12 protein-coding genes are annotated in these 15,992 nt (G+C 41.2%); 9 read left to right on the forward strand and 3 right to left on the reverse strand.

What is annotated here, in order from left to right:
- Positions 1 to 10: 10 nt before the first annotated feature.
- The 4 genes from PLE34_RS12910 to PLE34_RS12925 all read left to right on the forward strand — a co-directional run bounded on the left by PLE34_RS12910 (position 11) and on the right by PLE34_RS12925 (position 8,858).
- Entirely contained in the window at positions 11 to 2,092 is a 2,082-nt protein-coding gene (locus PLE34_RS12910; RefSeq protein ID WP_324557621.1) for a type IA DNA topoisomerase, read from the forward strand.
- Positions 2,092 to 2,970 (forward strand): ORF6N domain-containing protein, encoded by an 879-nt coding sequence (locus tag PLE34_RS12915; RefSeq protein WP_324557623.1) that lies wholly within the window; start codon positions 2,092 to 2,094, stop codon positions 2,968 to 2,970. Before PLE34_RS12910 ends, PLE34_RS12915 begins: the two co-directional genes overlap by 1 nt.
- Positions 2,971 to 3,034: 64 nt before the next feature.
- Positions 3,035 to 3,466: a DUF1896 domain-containing protein gene (locus PLE34_RS12920; RefSeq protein WP_324557624.1), complete on the forward strand. Its 432-nt coding sequence runs from the start codon at positions 3,035 to 3,037 to the stop codon at positions 3,464 to 3,466.
- Positions 3,456 to 8,858: a helicase-like domain-containing protein gene (locus PLE34_RS12925; protein ID WP_324557625.1), complete on the forward strand. Its 5,403-nt coding sequence runs from the start codon at positions 3,456 to 3,458 to the stop codon at positions 8,856 to 8,858. Before PLE34_RS12920 ends, PLE34_RS12925 begins: the two co-directional genes overlap by 11 nt.
- A gap of 41 nt (positions 8,859 to 8,899) precedes the next feature.
- On the opposite strand, the gene PLE34_RS12930 is transcribed toward PLE34_RS12925, so the two are convergent.
- Complete coding sequence (locus PLE34_RS12930) at positions 8,900 to 9,412, reverse strand: PIN domain-containing protein (RefSeq protein WP_324557627.1); 513 nt, start codon at positions 9,410 to 9,412, stop codon at positions 8,900 to 8,902.
- A 36-nt stretch (positions 9,413 to 9,448) separates the two neighbouring features.
- The gene (locus PLE34_RS12935) at positions 9,449 to 10,513 is read right to left on the reverse strand and encodes an ImmA/IrrE family metallo-endopeptidase (RefSeq protein WP_324557629.1); all 1,065 of its coding nucleotides are present in this window, start codon (positions 10,511 to 10,513) and stop codon (positions 9,449 to 9,451) included.
- A gap of 246 nt (positions 10,514 to 10,759) precedes the next feature.
- On the opposite strand from PLE34_RS12935, the gene PLE34_RS12940 reads away from it, so the two are divergent.
- The 5 genes from PLE34_RS12940 to PLE34_RS12960 are packed head-to-tail and all read left to right on the forward strand — an operon-like array spanning position 10,760 to position 13,744.
- On the forward strand, positions 10,760 to 11,086 hold the full coding sequence (locus tag PLE34_RS12940; protein ID WP_324557631.1) for a YegP family protein: 327 nt from the start codon (positions 10,760 to 10,762) through the stop codon (positions 11,084 to 11,086).
- Between the two features lie 31 nt (positions 11,087 to 11,117).
- Positions 11,118 to 11,534, forward strand: a complete 417-nt coding sequence (locus PLE34_RS12945; protein WP_324557632.1) for a lecithin retinol acyltransferase family protein — start codon at positions 11,118 to 11,120, stop codon at positions 11,532 to 11,534.
- Between the two features lie 9 nt (positions 11,535 to 11,543).
- The gene (locus PLE34_RS12950; RefSeq protein WP_324557634.1) at positions 11,544 to 12,074 is read left to right on the forward strand and encodes a Pycsar system effector family protein; all 531 of its coding nucleotides are present in this window, start codon (positions 11,544 to 11,546) and stop codon (positions 12,072 to 12,074) included.
- Positions 12,075 to 12,078: 4 nt separating this feature from the next.
- Positions 12,079 to 13,104: an adenylate/guanylate cyclase domain-containing protein gene (locus tag PLE34_RS12955; RefSeq protein WP_324557636.1), complete on the forward strand. Its 1,026-nt coding sequence runs from the start codon at positions 12,079 to 12,081 to the stop codon at positions 13,102 to 13,104.
- Complete coding sequence (locus PLE34_RS12960) at positions 13,073 to 13,744, forward strand: hypothetical protein (protein ID WP_324557638.1); 672 nt, start codon at positions 13,073 to 13,075, stop codon at positions 13,742 to 13,744. The genes PLE34_RS12955 and PLE34_RS12960 overlap by 32 nt, the downstream gene beginning before the upstream one ends.
- An 83-nt stretch (positions 13,745 to 13,827) precedes the next feature.
- Here the strand turns inward: PLE34_RS12960 and mobC are convergent, their stop codons facing one another.
- Entirely contained in the window at positions 13,828 to 15,828 is a 2,001-nt protein-coding gene (gene mobC, locus PLE34_RS12965) for a conjugal transfer protein MobC (RefSeq protein ID WP_502875876.1), read from the reverse strand.
- Positions 15,829 to 15,992: the final 164 nt, after the last annotated feature.

Genomic DNA, 15,992 nt, shown 5'->3' on the forward strand with positions numbered 1-15,992 from the left:
ACGCTAAGACATGAAGGTAGTTATTGCAGAAAAGCCAGGTGTAGCCAGGGAGATAGCCGCCCTGCTGGGAGCCACCGAAAAAAAAGATGGGTTCCTGGCAGGTGGCGGCTATTATGTAACCTGGGCTTTTGGCCATTTAATAGTACCGGCAATGCCGGAAGATTATGGAATTACCGGATTTAGGAGAGAGAACTTGCCTATACTTCCCAATCCCTTTATACTTACAGTTCGCAAGATTAGAAACGGTAAGGGGTATACGCCTGATAGCGGCGCATTAAAACAACTGAAAATTATTGAGCAGCTCATTAAAAAATGCGGCAGCATTATTGTTGCTACTGATGCCGGGCGGGAAGGTGAATTGATATTCCGATACATCTACGAATATCTAAAATGTAAAAAACCTTTTGAGCGTTTGTGGATCAGTTCACTAACGGAGAAGGCTATTAAACAAGGTTTTCAGAACCTAAAACCCGGAAGTGATTTTAACAGACTTTACCATGCAGCGCAATGCAGGAGCCGGGCTGACTGGTTAGTGGGCATCAACGCTTCGCAGGCGCTGACCATTGCTGGCGGTAGCGATACCTATTCCTTAGGAAGGGTGCAATCGCCCACACTTGCATTGATTTGTAAGCGCTACCTGGAAAACAAAAACTTCACGGTTCAGCGCTACCATCAAATCGGGCTGGAACACCGAAAGGAGTTCATAGATTTTAAAAGCCTTTCCAAAAACAAGTGGGATGATAAAAACAAGGCGGAAGATGCCCTCAAAGCCATACAACGTGCCGGCATTGCAACCGTAGCAGATACGCAAACAAAAGTAGTTACGGAGCAAGCCCCCCTGCTATATGACCTGACGGCATTACAAAAAGAAGCTAATCAGAAATTGGGTTTTTCTGCTGAGACTACCTTAAACATAGCTCAAAGCCTCTATGAACAGAAATTCATTACCTATCCGCGTACGGGCAGTAAGTATATAACCCAGGACATATGGGATGAAATTCCGGGCCTTGTTAGAGCGCTGGATGAAGTGGCAAAATTCAAAGCCGTTACCTCAAAACTGCAATGGGGCCGTTTTAATAAACGCATAGTGAACGATGTAAAAGTAACCGACCATCATGGGATACTCATAACAGGCATCATCCCTTCAGCAATAGGCGCCAATGAAAGACTTATTTATGAAATGATCGCCTGGCGTTTACTGGAAGCCATATCCCAGGCATGTTTGAAGGAAATTACTGATATAACCTTACAGGCCTCACACTATGATTTTATGTTGAAAGGCTACAAAGTGCTGGAACCTGGTTGGCGGGCGATCAAAGGTGATTTTTCTGATGACGAAACTGATGCAGCAGCGGAGCTACCAGAACTGAGTGTAGGGGATGAATTGAAAATAAAAAATGCTATGGTGCTTGAAAAGAAAACCAAACCGCCTGTACTCTATACCGAAGCCGGATTACTATCGGCAATGGAAAATGCCGGAAAGGAAATTGAGAAAGAAGAGGAGCGAAAAGCATTGCAGGGTATTGGTATCGGAACGGCCGCTACAAGAGCCGCGATTATTGAAACCCTGTTTAAGCGCGGCTATATACTACGGGAAAAGAAAGCGCTCATTCCTACTGAAAAAGGACTACAGGTATACCATTTAGTGAAGGACAAAAAGATCTCAGATATTGCCATGACTGCCGAATGGGAAATCGCCCTGCAGAAGATTGAGAATAACGAATTGGATGCGGATTCCTTTCAAAAGGAAATGGAAGTCTATGCGACCAGCATTACCCATGAACTTTTAAATACTACTGAAAATATGGAGCAGCTACCGGTATTATCATGCCCCAAATGCAAAAAGCAGCAAGTAGTTATCAGGGATAAAATTGTAAAATGCCCGGATGAGGATTGCAACTGGAGGCAGTTTCGCAGTGTATGCGGGATTCAGATCAGCGTGGAAGACATCGAAAGACTTGTCAGCAAAGGGAGAACATCACTTTTGAAAGGAATGAAAAGCAAGGCTGGGAAAACATTTGATGCATACATCGTGATGAACGGGGAATGCGCAACCCATTTTGAATTTGAAGATGGCAAATCAAAAAGATAATGAGCAATATCTTCATATCCCAGAAAGAAATAGCGCCGCTTATTCACACGATCAGGGATAAGCAGGTTATAGTTGATAATGATTTGGCAACACTGTACCAGGTAGAAACAAAAATGCTGAACAGGGCGGTAAAAAGAAACGAAGACCGTTTTCCTGCTACCTTTTGCTTTCTGCTTACCGAAGATGAGGCTGAACGTTTGAGGTTCCAATTTGGCACCTCAAACATTGGAAGAGGCGGAAGGCGATATTTGCCCTATGCATTTACAGAACAAGGTGTGGCAATGATGTCTGCCGTGTTGCGTAGCGATGTTGCCGTAAAGATTAGCGTCGAAATAATGAACGCATTTGTGGAAATGCGGAAAATGTTGATAAGTAATGCGGCGCTGTTTTCAAGGATGGATAAAATCGAGATCAAACAATCAGAAGCAGACCTCAAATTTGAAGAGTTGTTTAAGGCATTAGACAGCGGCAAACTGCAAAGTGATAAGGGGGTATTCTACGACGGTCAGATATTTGATGCTTACAGTTTTGTGGCTGATATTATCCGTTCGGCCAAAAGGTCCATTATACTTATTGACAACTATGTGGATGACACAGTGCTCACCCTTCTTGGAAAGCGTGGCGCCGGGGTATCAGCCACCATTTACACCAAAAATTTTGACAGTCACTTGCAATTGGATTTACAACGCTACAACAGCCAGTACCCCAATATCAAAATCCAGCGATTCTCTAACGCCCACGATAGGTTTATACTGCTTGACGGGATGGAGCTTTATCATATCGGTGCGTCGCTAAAAGATCTGGGTAAAAAATGGTTTGCATTTTCCAAAATAGACCGGGAGGTAAGCAAGATGCTTGGTTTTTTAAACGACACTTAATTAACGCTTAGCTATTATTTATCAAAGGTGCATCTTCAAACAATTAAAGACTAAATAAAACTATATGGAACAGCAAAATGAACTTTCCTATTTCTCATTAAGACTACAGGAATTACTAAATACAAGCTTCCCGGAACTGGCACATGATAATGTCTTCATCCAGCAACGCTCCCAATACGCCGCCGAAACTTACGAGAGTGCATTTAAAACAGGGAACAGCATAGGGCAATGCCAGGCCATTGCCGACAGTGTACTGTTTGACGGGTTGTATTTCTCAAAGTTTGATACCGTAATGCAGGTGGTAAGCAACGAGTTCGACACCATTATGATGGATGAGGAGTTACGTCCGTTCGCCATGAAAATGCTACCGGTTTGTGAATCGGTATTTGCAAAGTATGAACTCACCGGTGACTTCGCATACAGTACAGATTTTGACCTGCTCTACACTGAATTAACCGGAACCATAGCAACCTGGATTGAGGAACATGGGCTTTAGTAAACAGCAGCATCTCCAATGCAATATTGATGCCCTTAGTATTGCTTTTAAACTTGAAAAAGAAAAGCGTAATGCTACTGCCAGCGAGCGCCTGCTGCTGATGCAATACAGTGGTTTTGGCGGCTTAAAATTCGTTTTAAACCCTGCCGATAATCCTATTGACATCAACGAATGGAGAAAGACAGATCACCCGCTGTTTGCAAAAACGCAGGAACTCCTGCAATTATTAAGGGAAAATTCCACTGATGAAAAGCAGTACCGCAGCTATGTAGATAGTATGCGCGGTTCTGTGCTAACAGCTTTTTATACGCCGCCGCCTGTCATCAATGCCATTGCAGCGGCACTAAAAGAAAAAAGCATAGCAATAGACCGGATGCTGGAACCATCGGCAGGCTCGGGTGCTTTTATTGAATCTTTTAAAAAAACCTTTGGTGCTACCAGTGAGATTTCAGCGTATGAAAAAGATTTGCTTACAGCCAAGATATTAAAACACATTTATCCGGATGTCAATACCCGCGTAAGTGGATTTGAAGAAATCCCGGAAAATGAAAAGAACAGCTATGATCTGGTAACAAGTAATATTCCGTTCGGGGATACTTCGGTATTTGATCTTTCTTATTGCCGTGGTAAATATCCAGCCAGGGTACAGGCGGCAAGAAGCATACACAATTATTTTTTCCTGAAGGGAACCGATATGCTCCGCGATGGTGGCTTGCTTGCTTTTATTACTTCGCAAGCTGTGCTCAACAGCGCAAGGAACGAGCCCATCCGAAAGGCATTGATGCATGACAATAACTTAGTTTCTGCCATCCGGTTGCCTAACAATCTTTTCACAGATCATGCCGGTACGCAGGTTGGTAGTGACTTAATCATACTTCAAAAGAACAGCCAAAAGCAGGGTCTTTCAGAGATTGAACAGCGATTTTGTAAGACCCATACCACTGCGGACGATGCTACCAATAGTATGCTGTTTGAAAACCTGAACCGGGTGGTTCATACTTCCTTATACAAGGACACTGATCTGTACGGACGACCCGCCTGGATTTATGAACACGGTGAAGGCGTTGAAGGGATAGCAAGGGACATGAAAAAAATGCTGTTATCAGACCTGACTGAACGCTTAGACCTCGGATTGTACAGGGGATTGAAAAGGGTTGAACCTTTAAATCAAATATCCGCTGAATCAAAGCCCGAACGCCCCCACGAGGAACAAATAACTATTCAGCAGCAGATTGGTCATGCGTCTGTTCAAAATACCAATAGTAGATCTACAGGGCATGTGCAGTTAAGCCTGTTTGATTTGTTGGCAAGCCCGCAGCAGACCGTTGCAACAAGCGCCACCTCCACTGCCGTCAAACAATCCCCTGTTAAAAAAAAGACCATTGCAAGAGCACAATCCAATTTATTCAGCGCTGTAAATCAACAACCACATCCACTTCCTGTCAATGGCAAACCGTTGAATGGAGAAGGCAAACCTTTTAATGGTAATAAACCACAGGGCGTAGCAGGTGACCTGTTTTCCGGGCTGAATGGAAATGGGAGCAGTGTATCGGTTTCACAACCCGTAGTCTTACCGGAGCCTTCCCTTTACAGCGGAAACTTTTGCTCTTATTATAGTGATGATTGTCTTGTAACGGATAATGGTTTTGTGGGTTACCTGCGTAAAGTGGACAGTGAAAAGCAACAGGCTATGTTTCATCCCTTGCAGTTGAGTGGTTCACAAAAAGTCAGAGCGGAAGCCTATATCGCTGTGCGTGATAGCTACCTTGATCTTTACCACAAAGAAGCAGTACTACAAAGTGAACATAATGAAGAACGGGCAACACTTAACAGGCTGTATGACGGCTTTGTAAAACGGTATGGCAACCTGAACAGCGCTGACAATATAAAGCTGATAAAAACAGATAGCGTCGGAAATGAGATACCCTACATGGAACGCGTGGTGGGCGGTGTTGTACATAAGGCAGATATCTTCCATCGCCCGGTAAGTTTTTCTACAAACACAATAGCTGCCGGTAATCCTGATGAAGCATTAGCGGCGTCCCTTAATAAATCAGGTAAAGTTGATTTGGATTTTATGTCCGGGATCAGTGGAATGACTACAGAGGAGCTGAAGACTGCTTTACATGGCCGGATTTATTACAATCCACTTGACAGGGAATATGAAATTTCAGAGCGATGGATTTGCGGAGATGTGGTGGAGAAAGCAGCGGATGTACAAAACTATGTAAATGAAAACCCCGGTGATAAAGAAGTAGTTGAAAGTTTGAAGGCATTAACACAAGCACGTCCAACAAGAATTGAATTTGAAGAACTTGATTTTAACCTGGGTGAACGATGGATACCACAAGGTATTTACAACCGGTTTGCCTCATCTTTGTTCGATACAGAGGTGAGGATTCACTACAGTGAAAACACGGATGATTTTTCCATCCATTGCGATAAAAAGAATGTACATATATGGGACAAGTATGCTGTAAAATCTGAAAGCCGCACCTATGATGGTATTGCCCTGTTAAAACATGCGTTGGTAAACACTACGCCCGATATCACCAAAAAGGTTATGGTGGGCAACCAGGAAATGAAGGTGCGGGATATGGAAGCCATACAGATGGCCGGCACTAAAATTGATCAGATACGTACTGCTTTTACCGAATGGCTGCACGCCCAGAATGATGAGTTTAAAAAAAGACTTACCGATAAATACAACGATACGTTTAACTGCTTTGTTCGTCCGCAGTACAATGGAAGCCACCAGGAGTTTCCCGAACTGAACAGGAAAGGCCTGGGCATTGACGACCTGTATTCGAGTCAAAAGGATACGGTATGGATGATCAAGCTGAACAACGGCGCTATCTGTGATCACGAAGTAGGAGCCGGAAAAACATTAGTGATGTGTACGGCAGCACAGGAAATGAAGCGTTTGGGCTTAGCCCACAAACCGATGATCATTGGTTTGAAAAGTAACGTCCACGAAATTGCCGAGGCTTACCGAACCGCCTATCCACACGCCAGGATTCTTTACCCTGGTAAAGAGGATTTTACCCCTAAGAAACGGCTACGCATTTTCGGCGAGATTAAAAACAACAATTGGGATTGCGTGATACTCACACACGACCAGTTCGGCATGATACCACAATCACCGGAGCTGCAAAAGGAGATACTGCAAATTGAACTGGATAGTGTGGAAGAAAATCTTGCCGCTTTACAAAAACAGGGCAAAGAGATTTCAAGAGCGATGCTCAAAGGTGTTATAGTCCGTAAGCTAAATCTTGAAGTGAAGCTCAAAACACTGGAGCACGATATTAGTACCCGCAAGGATGATGTAGTAGATTTTAAAATGATGGGCATAGACCATTTGTTTGTTGATGAAAGCCATCGCTTTAAAAACCTGATGTTCAATACCCGTCATGAGCGTGTCGCCGGGCTCGGTAATATGCAGGGTAGCCAAAAGGCAATGAACCTGCTTTTTGCTATCCGAACAATTCAGGAACGTACCGGTAAAGATTTAGGTGCAACCTTTCTTTCGGGGACTACTATCAGTAACTCACTGACAGAGCTTTATCTGTTGTTCAAATACCTGCGCCCTAAAGCATTGGAAAAACAGGGTATTAACTGTTTTGACGCCTGGGCGGCTATTTATGCAAGAAAAACCACCGATTATGAATTTTCTGTAGCCAACAATATTGTACAGAAAGAGCGCTTCCGTTTTTTTATTAAAGTACCTGAACTGGCGCAGTTCTATTCAGAAATAACAGACTACAGAACCGCAAAAGATATCGGAATTGATCGTCCTGAAAAAAAAGAGATACTGCACAATATTCCACCAACACCACAGCAGGAAGTGTTTATCAAAAAATTGATGGAGTTTGCCAAAACGGGTGATGCTACCCTGCTTGGAAGATCAAAATTATCTGAGTCAGAAGAAAAAGCAAAGATGCTGATTGCTACTGATTATGCCCGTAAGATGTCACTGGATATGCGGATGATAAGTTCAAAGTATGACGACCATCCCGATAACAAAGCATCTCATTGCGCTGCCAATATTGCCAAATACTATCAAAGGTTCAATGCTCAGAAAGGAACGCAGTTTGTCTTTTCTGACCTGGGAACCTATAAGCCTGGCGGATGGAATGTGTATAGTGAGATCAAACGCAAGCTGATAGAAGATTATGGCATACCGGCCTATGAAATTCGCTTTATCCAGGAAGTGAAGAATGAAAAGCAACGGAAAGAAATAATTAAAGCATTCAACGAGGGTAGAATCCGTGTGTTATTCGGCTCCACTGACATGCTTGGAACAGGTGTTAACGGTCAAAAGAGGGCTATAGCCATTCATCACTTAGATACGCCGTGGCGACCCAGCGACCTTGCCCAACGCGATGGCCGGGCTATCCGCAAAGGCAATGAAATTGCAAAATTCTTTGCGGGGAATACAGTGGATGTTATTATTTACGCGGTGGAAAAATCTTTGGATAGTTATAAGTTCAATCTCCTGTACAACAAACAGGTTTTCATTGACCAGCTCAAAAGCAATAATCTCGGTAAACGAACCATTGATGAAGGTGGTATTGATGAAAAGTCCGGAATGAATTTTTCGGAGTATGTAGCTATACTTTCAGGCAACACCGAGCTACTGGAAAAAGCAAAAATGGAAAAGCAAATTGCAGGTCTGCAGAGTGAACGCCAGGCATTCAACCGCTCTAAGCTCAGTTCTAAATATAAGCTGGAAGATATAACAGCATCAATGGAAGCTGCAAGTTCACGCTTGGAGCGTATGAAAACAGATTGGGATAATCTTCAAAAACGCATACAGAAAAGACAGGATGGTACAATTGCCAATCCCATACGGTTAACTGATCTACCTCTTACTGCCGATGTGAAACAAATTGGCACTAAGCTAAATGATCTATCCGCCAAATCCAGAACCGAAGGAGAATACCTGGAGATCGGCAGTTTGTATGGATTTATGCTGTTGGTAAAAACTGAAGTATCAAAAAAAGATGGAATAGATATAAAGGATAATCGCTTCTTTGTAATGGGTGAAGGTAATATCAAATACACCTACAATAACGGGCAGGTGGCATCCGATCCAAAGCTTGCTTCCATGAACTTCCTGAACGCTCTGGAAAAACTACCTGGACTGATGGAACAGGAAGAAAAGAAAATTGCCGGCATGAAAAAGGATTTGCCTGTTTTGCAGGAAGTGGTAAACGGAACCTGGACGAAAGAAAACCAACTCACAGATTTAAAAAATAAACTTGCGGGATTGGACAGGAAAATACTATTGTCTATTAGTTCAGAACAGCATAAAGACGATCAAACTGATCATTTTCAGCCCGATGAAATAAAACAAAGCGTTTCCATTAAATCTTCTGTCGGGAGATATTGAACTTACTATGCCAACAGGGCTTTTCTTGCTAACTTGGCACATTAAGTCCAAAGTTTCAACCGCTTTTGAATCTCAGTAACCAGGGATTGATTGTTTTGAAAAATGAAATTTGTGGCAATAAGCTCTTTCAATTTTGTTGCTGCTTCCTTTTTTGTAAGAATATCTGCTTCAATAAGTCTGTCGAAAATCCAGATCATACCATGATATTCGATGTCTTTGTTTTTAGCCCAATTACGAACGGTTTTATCGCTGCTCAACACACAAGCGCCTAGTTTATTGGCTATATGTAAAACAGACTTATCCGTTTCGGATAAGGATTTGGGGTAAGATGCTGAATGAATTTGAAGAAAATTTTCTTCTTTAAGGTTATGAATAATAAGCCTGTCAACGGACTGGTAGGCTTTTAAAACCTGCTGCTGTTCCGCGTATAATTCAAAATAAACGGATGATGTGGTATGTATCTCAATTTCAAGTTTGAAAAATGAAGCTACAAGACCTAAATCATACAGGTCTATAAAGATACAAGCATCGGTGACAGCTATTTTTAGTTTCATTATCCAGGCAGGTATTTTGCATGTCTTGAATTAGCGTTAATACATCGGCTGATGTTCCTTTTTAAATGCTGCCAAAGACATATTAGATAATGACGCTGCTTTGGACATGGATATCTGGTCTTCTATTAATGCTCGGAATAGTAGCTGCTCAAAACGATTACTTTCTTCAATACCCTGGTATTCCACAGGCTCATCTACTTTCCAGTTCAATTGTTTGATCAGGAAGAAGAATTGCTTGGTGTAATGGTCGTTTATGATACCACATACTTTCGCTCTCATTACAATCGCCTGCATTGAAATACCGTACTGCTTTTTAATATTACCCAATTCTAAAGTAGAAAGTTTATTGCGATGATTTCCCAGTTCGGCTTTGATTGCTTCTTCTGACAATAACATTGCTCCGGCAAACTGATGACATAAGGTTTCCTTTTGCCGGTCGGTGATGTCGCCAAACTTTAATAATAAGTGGGCCAGTTCGTGAAGTAAAGTAAATCTTATCCTGTCGGGTTTATTTGCCTTTCGCTCATTATATGCTATAACCGCAATGTTACCATTTACATAAGTCTGCAAACCATCAAAATCCTCATCAACATTCAGCTTTACAACTTTTATATTTTTGTCTTCCAAAAGCTCTACAATATTGAATATAGGACCGGTTCCTAATGACCATTTTTCCCGTAATAATTTAGCGGCTTTATTTACCTGCTCATAAGTGGTAACGATACCAAAATCTTCCAGCGGGTTCTCAAAGTCATTGGAAAGCCCAATGATTTCTTCTAACTCTAAATAGCGTGAAAGATATTCCTTAGTGGTTTCATTGATGATGCCCACTTCCTTTTGAGGCATCTTGCTCAACTTCCTGTATTCAATATTACTCAATTCAACGGTAGTAGTTCTGAAGAAATAATCAGGGCTTACTTTAAGCGCTTTAGCAAGCATATTGATCTTCTCTGCATCCGGGATCACTTCTCCCTTTTCATAACGATGTAATGCCTGGCGGGACAAATTGCCCTCCAGCGCGTCAGCCAAATCTTGCAATGAAAAACCATTCATTAAACGGGCTGACCTGAATCGTTCCGCAAAAACTTGTTTTATTTCCATTGTAAAATTCTTTCGGGTGCAAAGGTATGATATTTCAGTTGACAAAATAGTGAAAAAGTGTCATCCGTTATATTATCGAACGTAACTATGACAAATATTCATATTCAATAACCATGTCAAAATAAGCCATTTTGTCGTTTTTAACAAAATTTTGGCATATTTACATTATTTGGTTGACATATTTATGTTTTGGACTACAATTTGTAACTTACATTCCAACTATTTTTATACTTAAAATTTATAGCAATGGGGAAATATCAGATAACAAGAACAAGAAATGAACAGTTTCGGTGGACGTTAAAAGCTTCTAATGGCGAAAAGCTATTGACCAGTGAAACCTATACGACCAAGCAAAATTGCCTGGCAGGGATAGCAAGCAGCAAAATATCTGTTGCGGATAAAAACTTCGATAAGAAGACGTCGGTCGCAGGACAGCCCTACTTCAACCAGGTGGCGAACAACTACCAGGTTTTAGGAACCAGTGAAATGTATTCTTCTACCACGACAAGAGATGTCGGAATTGCAAGTGTTAAAAGTAATGCCCCTACAGCAACCATTGAAGATCTAACCTAATTAATAAATAAAAAATTTCAAAACAAAGCTTATGAACAATGTATTCAATTTAAACAACCTGAGACCCGGAGACAGGCTGGTATTACCCAAAAGTGAATGGGACTTAATTCAACATCACGTTATATACATTGGCACTGATGCTAACGGCAACAGGTCGTACATCGAAAATTTTGCAGGCAAAGGGGTCCAGTTGGTAAACGAAAAGCGCCTTTTCAGAGACGGGCACTACGTAACAAGAATTGAGCCCTTTGTGGGTGATATTTTTCAACGTAATGAAGCTATAAAGCGGGCAATGCAGTTAATCGGGAAACCGTACGATCTGGTCAATTTCAACTGTGAACATTATGCCAATACTGTACAGCACAATAAAAGCTATAGCAAACAGGTAAATATTGGGCTGGTTGCAGGTCTTATCGCCTTGGTGTTAAGTATCGGTTTTACCAGATAAAAGTTACATATGGACGGAACAAATACTTTAGGCACTACATCTTTGCCAGACAAGATTGACACATTGAAACACACGATGGACAGGTATGATCATTACTACGACAGTATTAATAACAAAGGGAACCTATTCTTAACACTGAATACCTTTTTACTAGGTGGAATAATCACAGGTTATTACAGCATTAAAGACACCATTTCAGACGGCTGCGTTGTGACATTTTTTGTATGGATTGCTTTAATCTCCTGCTTATTAAGTCTGGGATTTACTTTATGGGCAATATTACCTTATCTGAACAAACAGGCTAATAGCGTGAATGGATCCGTTATCAATTTTGGCAACGTATCAAATATCCCACTTGAAAGCTTTAAAAACATGTATGCAAATGCTACAGATGAAAAAAGATACGAAGACTACGTTCAGCAAGTGTACTTACTGGCTCAGGGGCTTCAAAGGAAATTCAGCAGATTAAAAACGGCTACCTATTTATTGGCTGCGTGTTTCGTTTGCATTATTATCATTGGGATTAAAATTTTAATATAGAAATATGAAAGAAAAACTTTACAAGAATTACGTGGACGACATTGCCCATTATTTAAGGCAGGGTAAAAAAGATAACCTCGAAAAAGGATTTGGGTATGGACAACTCAATGAGAAACTGGCATCGCATCCTAAAATGCTTTGGTCAGATAAAACCAAAAACGAGGCAAATTTCAGGAGTCTCGGTGCTTTGAATACCGTAACCGGTCTCAATGCAAAGTATGAAGAAAAGCTCGGCGCGCATCCAGGCTTCAGCCATTTAAAAACCACCAATGGCAGTGAATACCATTACATCGTTTCGATGTTCGCAGATGTTAGGAACTCTACCGGTCTATTCAAAAAGTATGATCCGGACGTGGTAGCAAATATCTGCAGAACCATTCAGCTTGCGGCAATTCATACCTGTTGGTACTTTGACGGGTATGTGCATCGTTTACAAGGAGATGGACTGATGGTGTACTTCGGTGGCAAAGGCACAACGAAACAAAAAGCCGTTGATAATGCGCTGATGGCAGCATCGTTCATTAGTTACTTTGTAAAAAACGACTTAAGGAACCTGTTTGAGGAACAGGGCGTGAACCGGATTTATACAAGAATAGGAATAGATTTTGGTGACGACAAAGACACCCTTTGGCACAATGCAGGAATTGGGGAATGCAGTGAAGTCACTACGACCAGTTTACATACGAGTTTAGCTTGCAAAATGCAGGCACAGGCGGAAAGTAATGGGGTAGTTGTTGGAGATAATATTTTATCCTATAAATCAACCCACAAGGATTACTTCGTCTACAAGAAGTATAAGAAGAACGGTGACGAACAGCCATATGTATATGAAATACCTGACGAGGGTTTCCGGTACAAACAACACGATTTCAGTTGGGAAAAATACTTGAAAAATCATCCTCAGATCCAGGAGGATGAAGAAGGGAATCTGGTTTTTATCGGACCTTCCATCATTCCGAACATAGGTGTTCAACAAAATATTAATTACTTACAGCAAAATGTTACCGGATATAAACCTTATCTCAAATAGGCGATTTAAGATAAGAAATTTTCAGGAGGATAAAGCTGCCACCCTTGAGGCTAACCCCGGATTGAGGTATGATGGGAAAATAGACAAGATCTCGAGGTTTAGCGGCAATTTTTACCTCACCAACCCGAACGGAGAACTGATAGAAAGTTTTGGAATTATAATCCTTATCCCGAAGATGTATCCCAATGCTTTTCCTGTCGTGGTTTCTGTAAATAATAAAATTGAAAAAACAGATGAGTTCCATATCAGTAAGGACGGGGAAATTTGTGTGGAACACACTTATGTTGCGAATAAATTAGCAAATGCGAGTTTACGTTTATATGACTTTATCAACTACTACCTGCCAAGATATTTTTCCTGGGTTTTATTAAAACAAAACGGAATAACAGAGAATTTGCAGGAATGGGGACATCGGGATAAAGGCACAATCCAAGTCTATGAAACTTTATTGGACACTTCAGATAAGGGGATGATTAAACAATTTTTAGAACGTTATCTTAGTGCTGTAAAAATCAGGAGGAATGATAAGTGCTATTGTGGTAATGGCAGGAAACTAAAGCAGTGTCACCGGGAAGCGGCTCTTTTTCTCAAATCAACTTCCAAAAAGATTATCGAAAAAGATATAGCGCTGTTTAGTTAGAACATCCAAGAACCGTTTTCTTTTCTTCAAAATCCGACTGTGCAATTTAGATTATCTTATCGCATTCCACCTTATTATTTATACTATTTCTCCTTCTGCACCAAATACTGCAATTCAGGGTCATTTTTTATCCGCTCCATTTCGGTTTCAACGATGCCAATAATATCCTGCTTGATCTGCCGGTAATTTGCTTCAATTTCCTGTTTCATTTTATCTTCTCCCGCTTCATCAAAAGATAATATCTGAGGGATTTTCTGATATTCTTTTGTCTCCGAAGTAACCTTGTCATTGTCCACTACAATCTCGCCGTGAAATATTTTCTGCTCAATGCGTTCATCAAAATTATCTGATACGGCACCCACAAACATACCCTGAGTAAGCGTAGAAATTTTGGAAGCTGGTATCAATATATCCATTTGAGTAGATATGGAGGTGGATTTATCATTGCGGTTGATCGTTAAACTCTGTCTTTTTTGTAACACTTTACCAAAGCGGTCGGATAAGTGTTTAGCAGTTTCGCCAACTACCTGACCACTGAAAATATTACCCACTGTATTTTGAATCACCTTGCTTTCCTTGTCGCCATAATCACGGGTTAATTGAGAAAAATCCTGGAAGCCCAGGCAAACAGCTACTTTATTACTACGGGCGGTTGCAATGAGATTGTCCAGGCCCCTGAAGTAAATGGTTGGGAACTCATCAATGATCACAGAACTTTTCAATTGTCCCTTCTTATTAATGAGTTTTACAATCCTTGAATTGTATAAACCTAAAGCTGCGGAATAAATGTTTTGACGGTCAGGATTATTGCCTACACAAAGTATTTTAGGCGCTTTCGGATTATTAATATCCAAAGAAAAATCATCGCCGGTCATTACCCAATAGAGTTGCGGAGAGATCATTCTGGAAAGCGGAATTTTAGCCGATGCAATTTGTCCCTGTAGCTGGTCTTGCGCTCCGCTCTGCCAGGCATCCATGAAAGGAGATAAATAGTTTTCCAGTTCTGGGTATGAAGTAAGGATGGTAAATACATCTGCATACTTTTTGTTCAATAGCTCAATGGCATGAGGAAAAGTGCAGTGCCTGCCGTTATCATAAATTTTCAAAAACCAGATGATAGCTGCCAGAAGAATGATCGGGCTTTCTACAAAGAAGTCGCCCTGTTTCTGTATCCAGGTTCTGTTCAGGTTCAGCATGATGGTATAAGCTGCTTCATAAGCATCGGAAATATCGGTCATAAATTCAGGATTAAGCGGATTGCAGCGGTGGCTTCTTCGCGGATCATCAAAGTTGATCACATAGAATTTTGGTTTTACGCTGTACTTACCGGTGTGTTTCAGTAAATGATTGTAAGCAATAGTAGAAAGATCATCAAACTTAAAATCGTAGATGTACATTGAAAATCCCTTTTCAATATGCTGTTTGATATAATTATTTATGATGGCATAGCTTTTACCTGAACCAGGCGTACCCAACACTATTGTTGCTCTGAATGGGTTTACTACGTTAATCCATCCCTGATTCCATTTGCTTTTGTAATAAAATTTAGTGGGAAGGTTTACAGAGTACTCATTACTCATGAGTTTGGTTTCCTGCTGGAAGCTTTCATTCTCATTATTGAATACATCGCTCATTAGGTTGTTACGTAACAGGCGGCTCATCCATATTCCTGCAACCATTAAAGCGATGTACCCAGTTGAGGTCGTGAGGATGTATGAAGATGCTGCTATGCTAGCCGATAATTTTAATAGCGTTGTGCTGAAAAAGAACAATATAAACCCGATGGCTAAGGTTGAATAAATCCTCGGCCAGGTTATCTTCTCATTCTTAACCCCTTTAGTACCGAGACAGCTTAATGCCAGTAGTACCAATGCAAATATTTTAGTGTAAAGTGTATTTGAAAAAAGTCCTGCTGTTCTGTGGAAGTTGCCCAACACTTTATTGATAACCTCCAGGGTCCAGCCACGCTGGGCAAAGAACCCGTAACAGAACCAATAGAAGTGCATCAGCACCATGATGATGCTTACGGCACGCATGAAGGCCATGATCTTGGCCAGCCCTCTCAAATCGTCTTCTCCCTGCACAATCAATTGTTTTGGGAAAATTATTCACTACATCAAGCGGCCTCCCGTACATGGCGTTAGTTGGCTTCAGTTGGAGTGGAGTGGCTAAGCTCTATGGATCTATAATAGACATAGAAAGTGAAGCGTGAAAGTGATCAAGTAATGAGTGCATGATCCCGGGCTTT

Source organism: Agriterribacter sp., assembly GCF_035445465.1.
Classification (GTDB): Bacteria; Bacteroidota; Bacteroidia; order Chitinophagales; family Chitinophagaceae; genus Agriterribacter.

What these genes read in the sequence shown, in the direction of transcription:
- PLE34_RS12910 (WP_324557621.1), top strand. Translation starts at nt 11, where the DNA reads ATGAAGGTAGTTATTGCAGAAAAGCCAGGTGTAGCCAGGGAGATAGCC.
- PLE34_RS12915 (WP_324557623.1), top strand. Translation starts at nt 2,092, where the DNA reads ATGAGCAATATCTTCATATCCCAGAAAGAAATAGCGCCGCTTATTCAC.
- PLE34_RS12920 (WP_324557624.1), top strand. Translation starts at nt 3,035, where the DNA reads ATGGAACAGCAAAATGAACTTTCCTATTTCTCATTAAGACTACAGGAA.
- PLE34_RS12925 (WP_324557625.1), top strand. Translation starts at nt 3,456, where the DNA reads ATGGGCTTTAGTAAACAGCAGCATCTCCAATGCAATATTGATGCCCTT.
- PLE34_RS12930 (WP_324557627.1), bottom strand. Translation starts at nt 9,412, where the DNA reads ATGAAACTAAAAATAGCTGTCACCGATGCTTGTATCTTTATAGACCTG.
- PLE34_RS12935 (WP_324557629.1), bottom strand. Translation starts at nt 10,513, where the DNA reads ATGGAAATAAAACAAGTTTTTGCGGAACGATTCAGGTCAGCCCGTTTA.
- PLE34_RS12940 (WP_324557631.1), top strand. Translation starts at nt 10,760, where the DNA reads ATGGGGAAATATCAGATAACAAGAACAAGAAATGAACAGTTTCGGTGG.
- PLE34_RS12945 (WP_324557632.1), top strand. Translation starts at nt 11,118, where the DNA reads ATGAACAATGTATTCAATTTAAACAACCTGAGACCCGGAGACAGGCTG.
- PLE34_RS12950 (WP_324557634.1), top strand. Translation starts at nt 11,544, where the DNA reads ATGGACGGAACAAATACTTTAGGCACTACATCTTTGCCAGACAAGATT.
- PLE34_RS12955 (WP_324557636.1), top strand. Translation starts at nt 12,079, where the DNA reads ATGAAAGAAAAACTTTACAAGAATTACGTGGACGACATTGCCCATTAT.
- PLE34_RS12960 (WP_324557638.1), top strand. Translation starts at nt 13,073, where the DNA reads ATGTTACCGGATATAAACCTTATCTCAAATAGGCGATTTAAGATAAGA.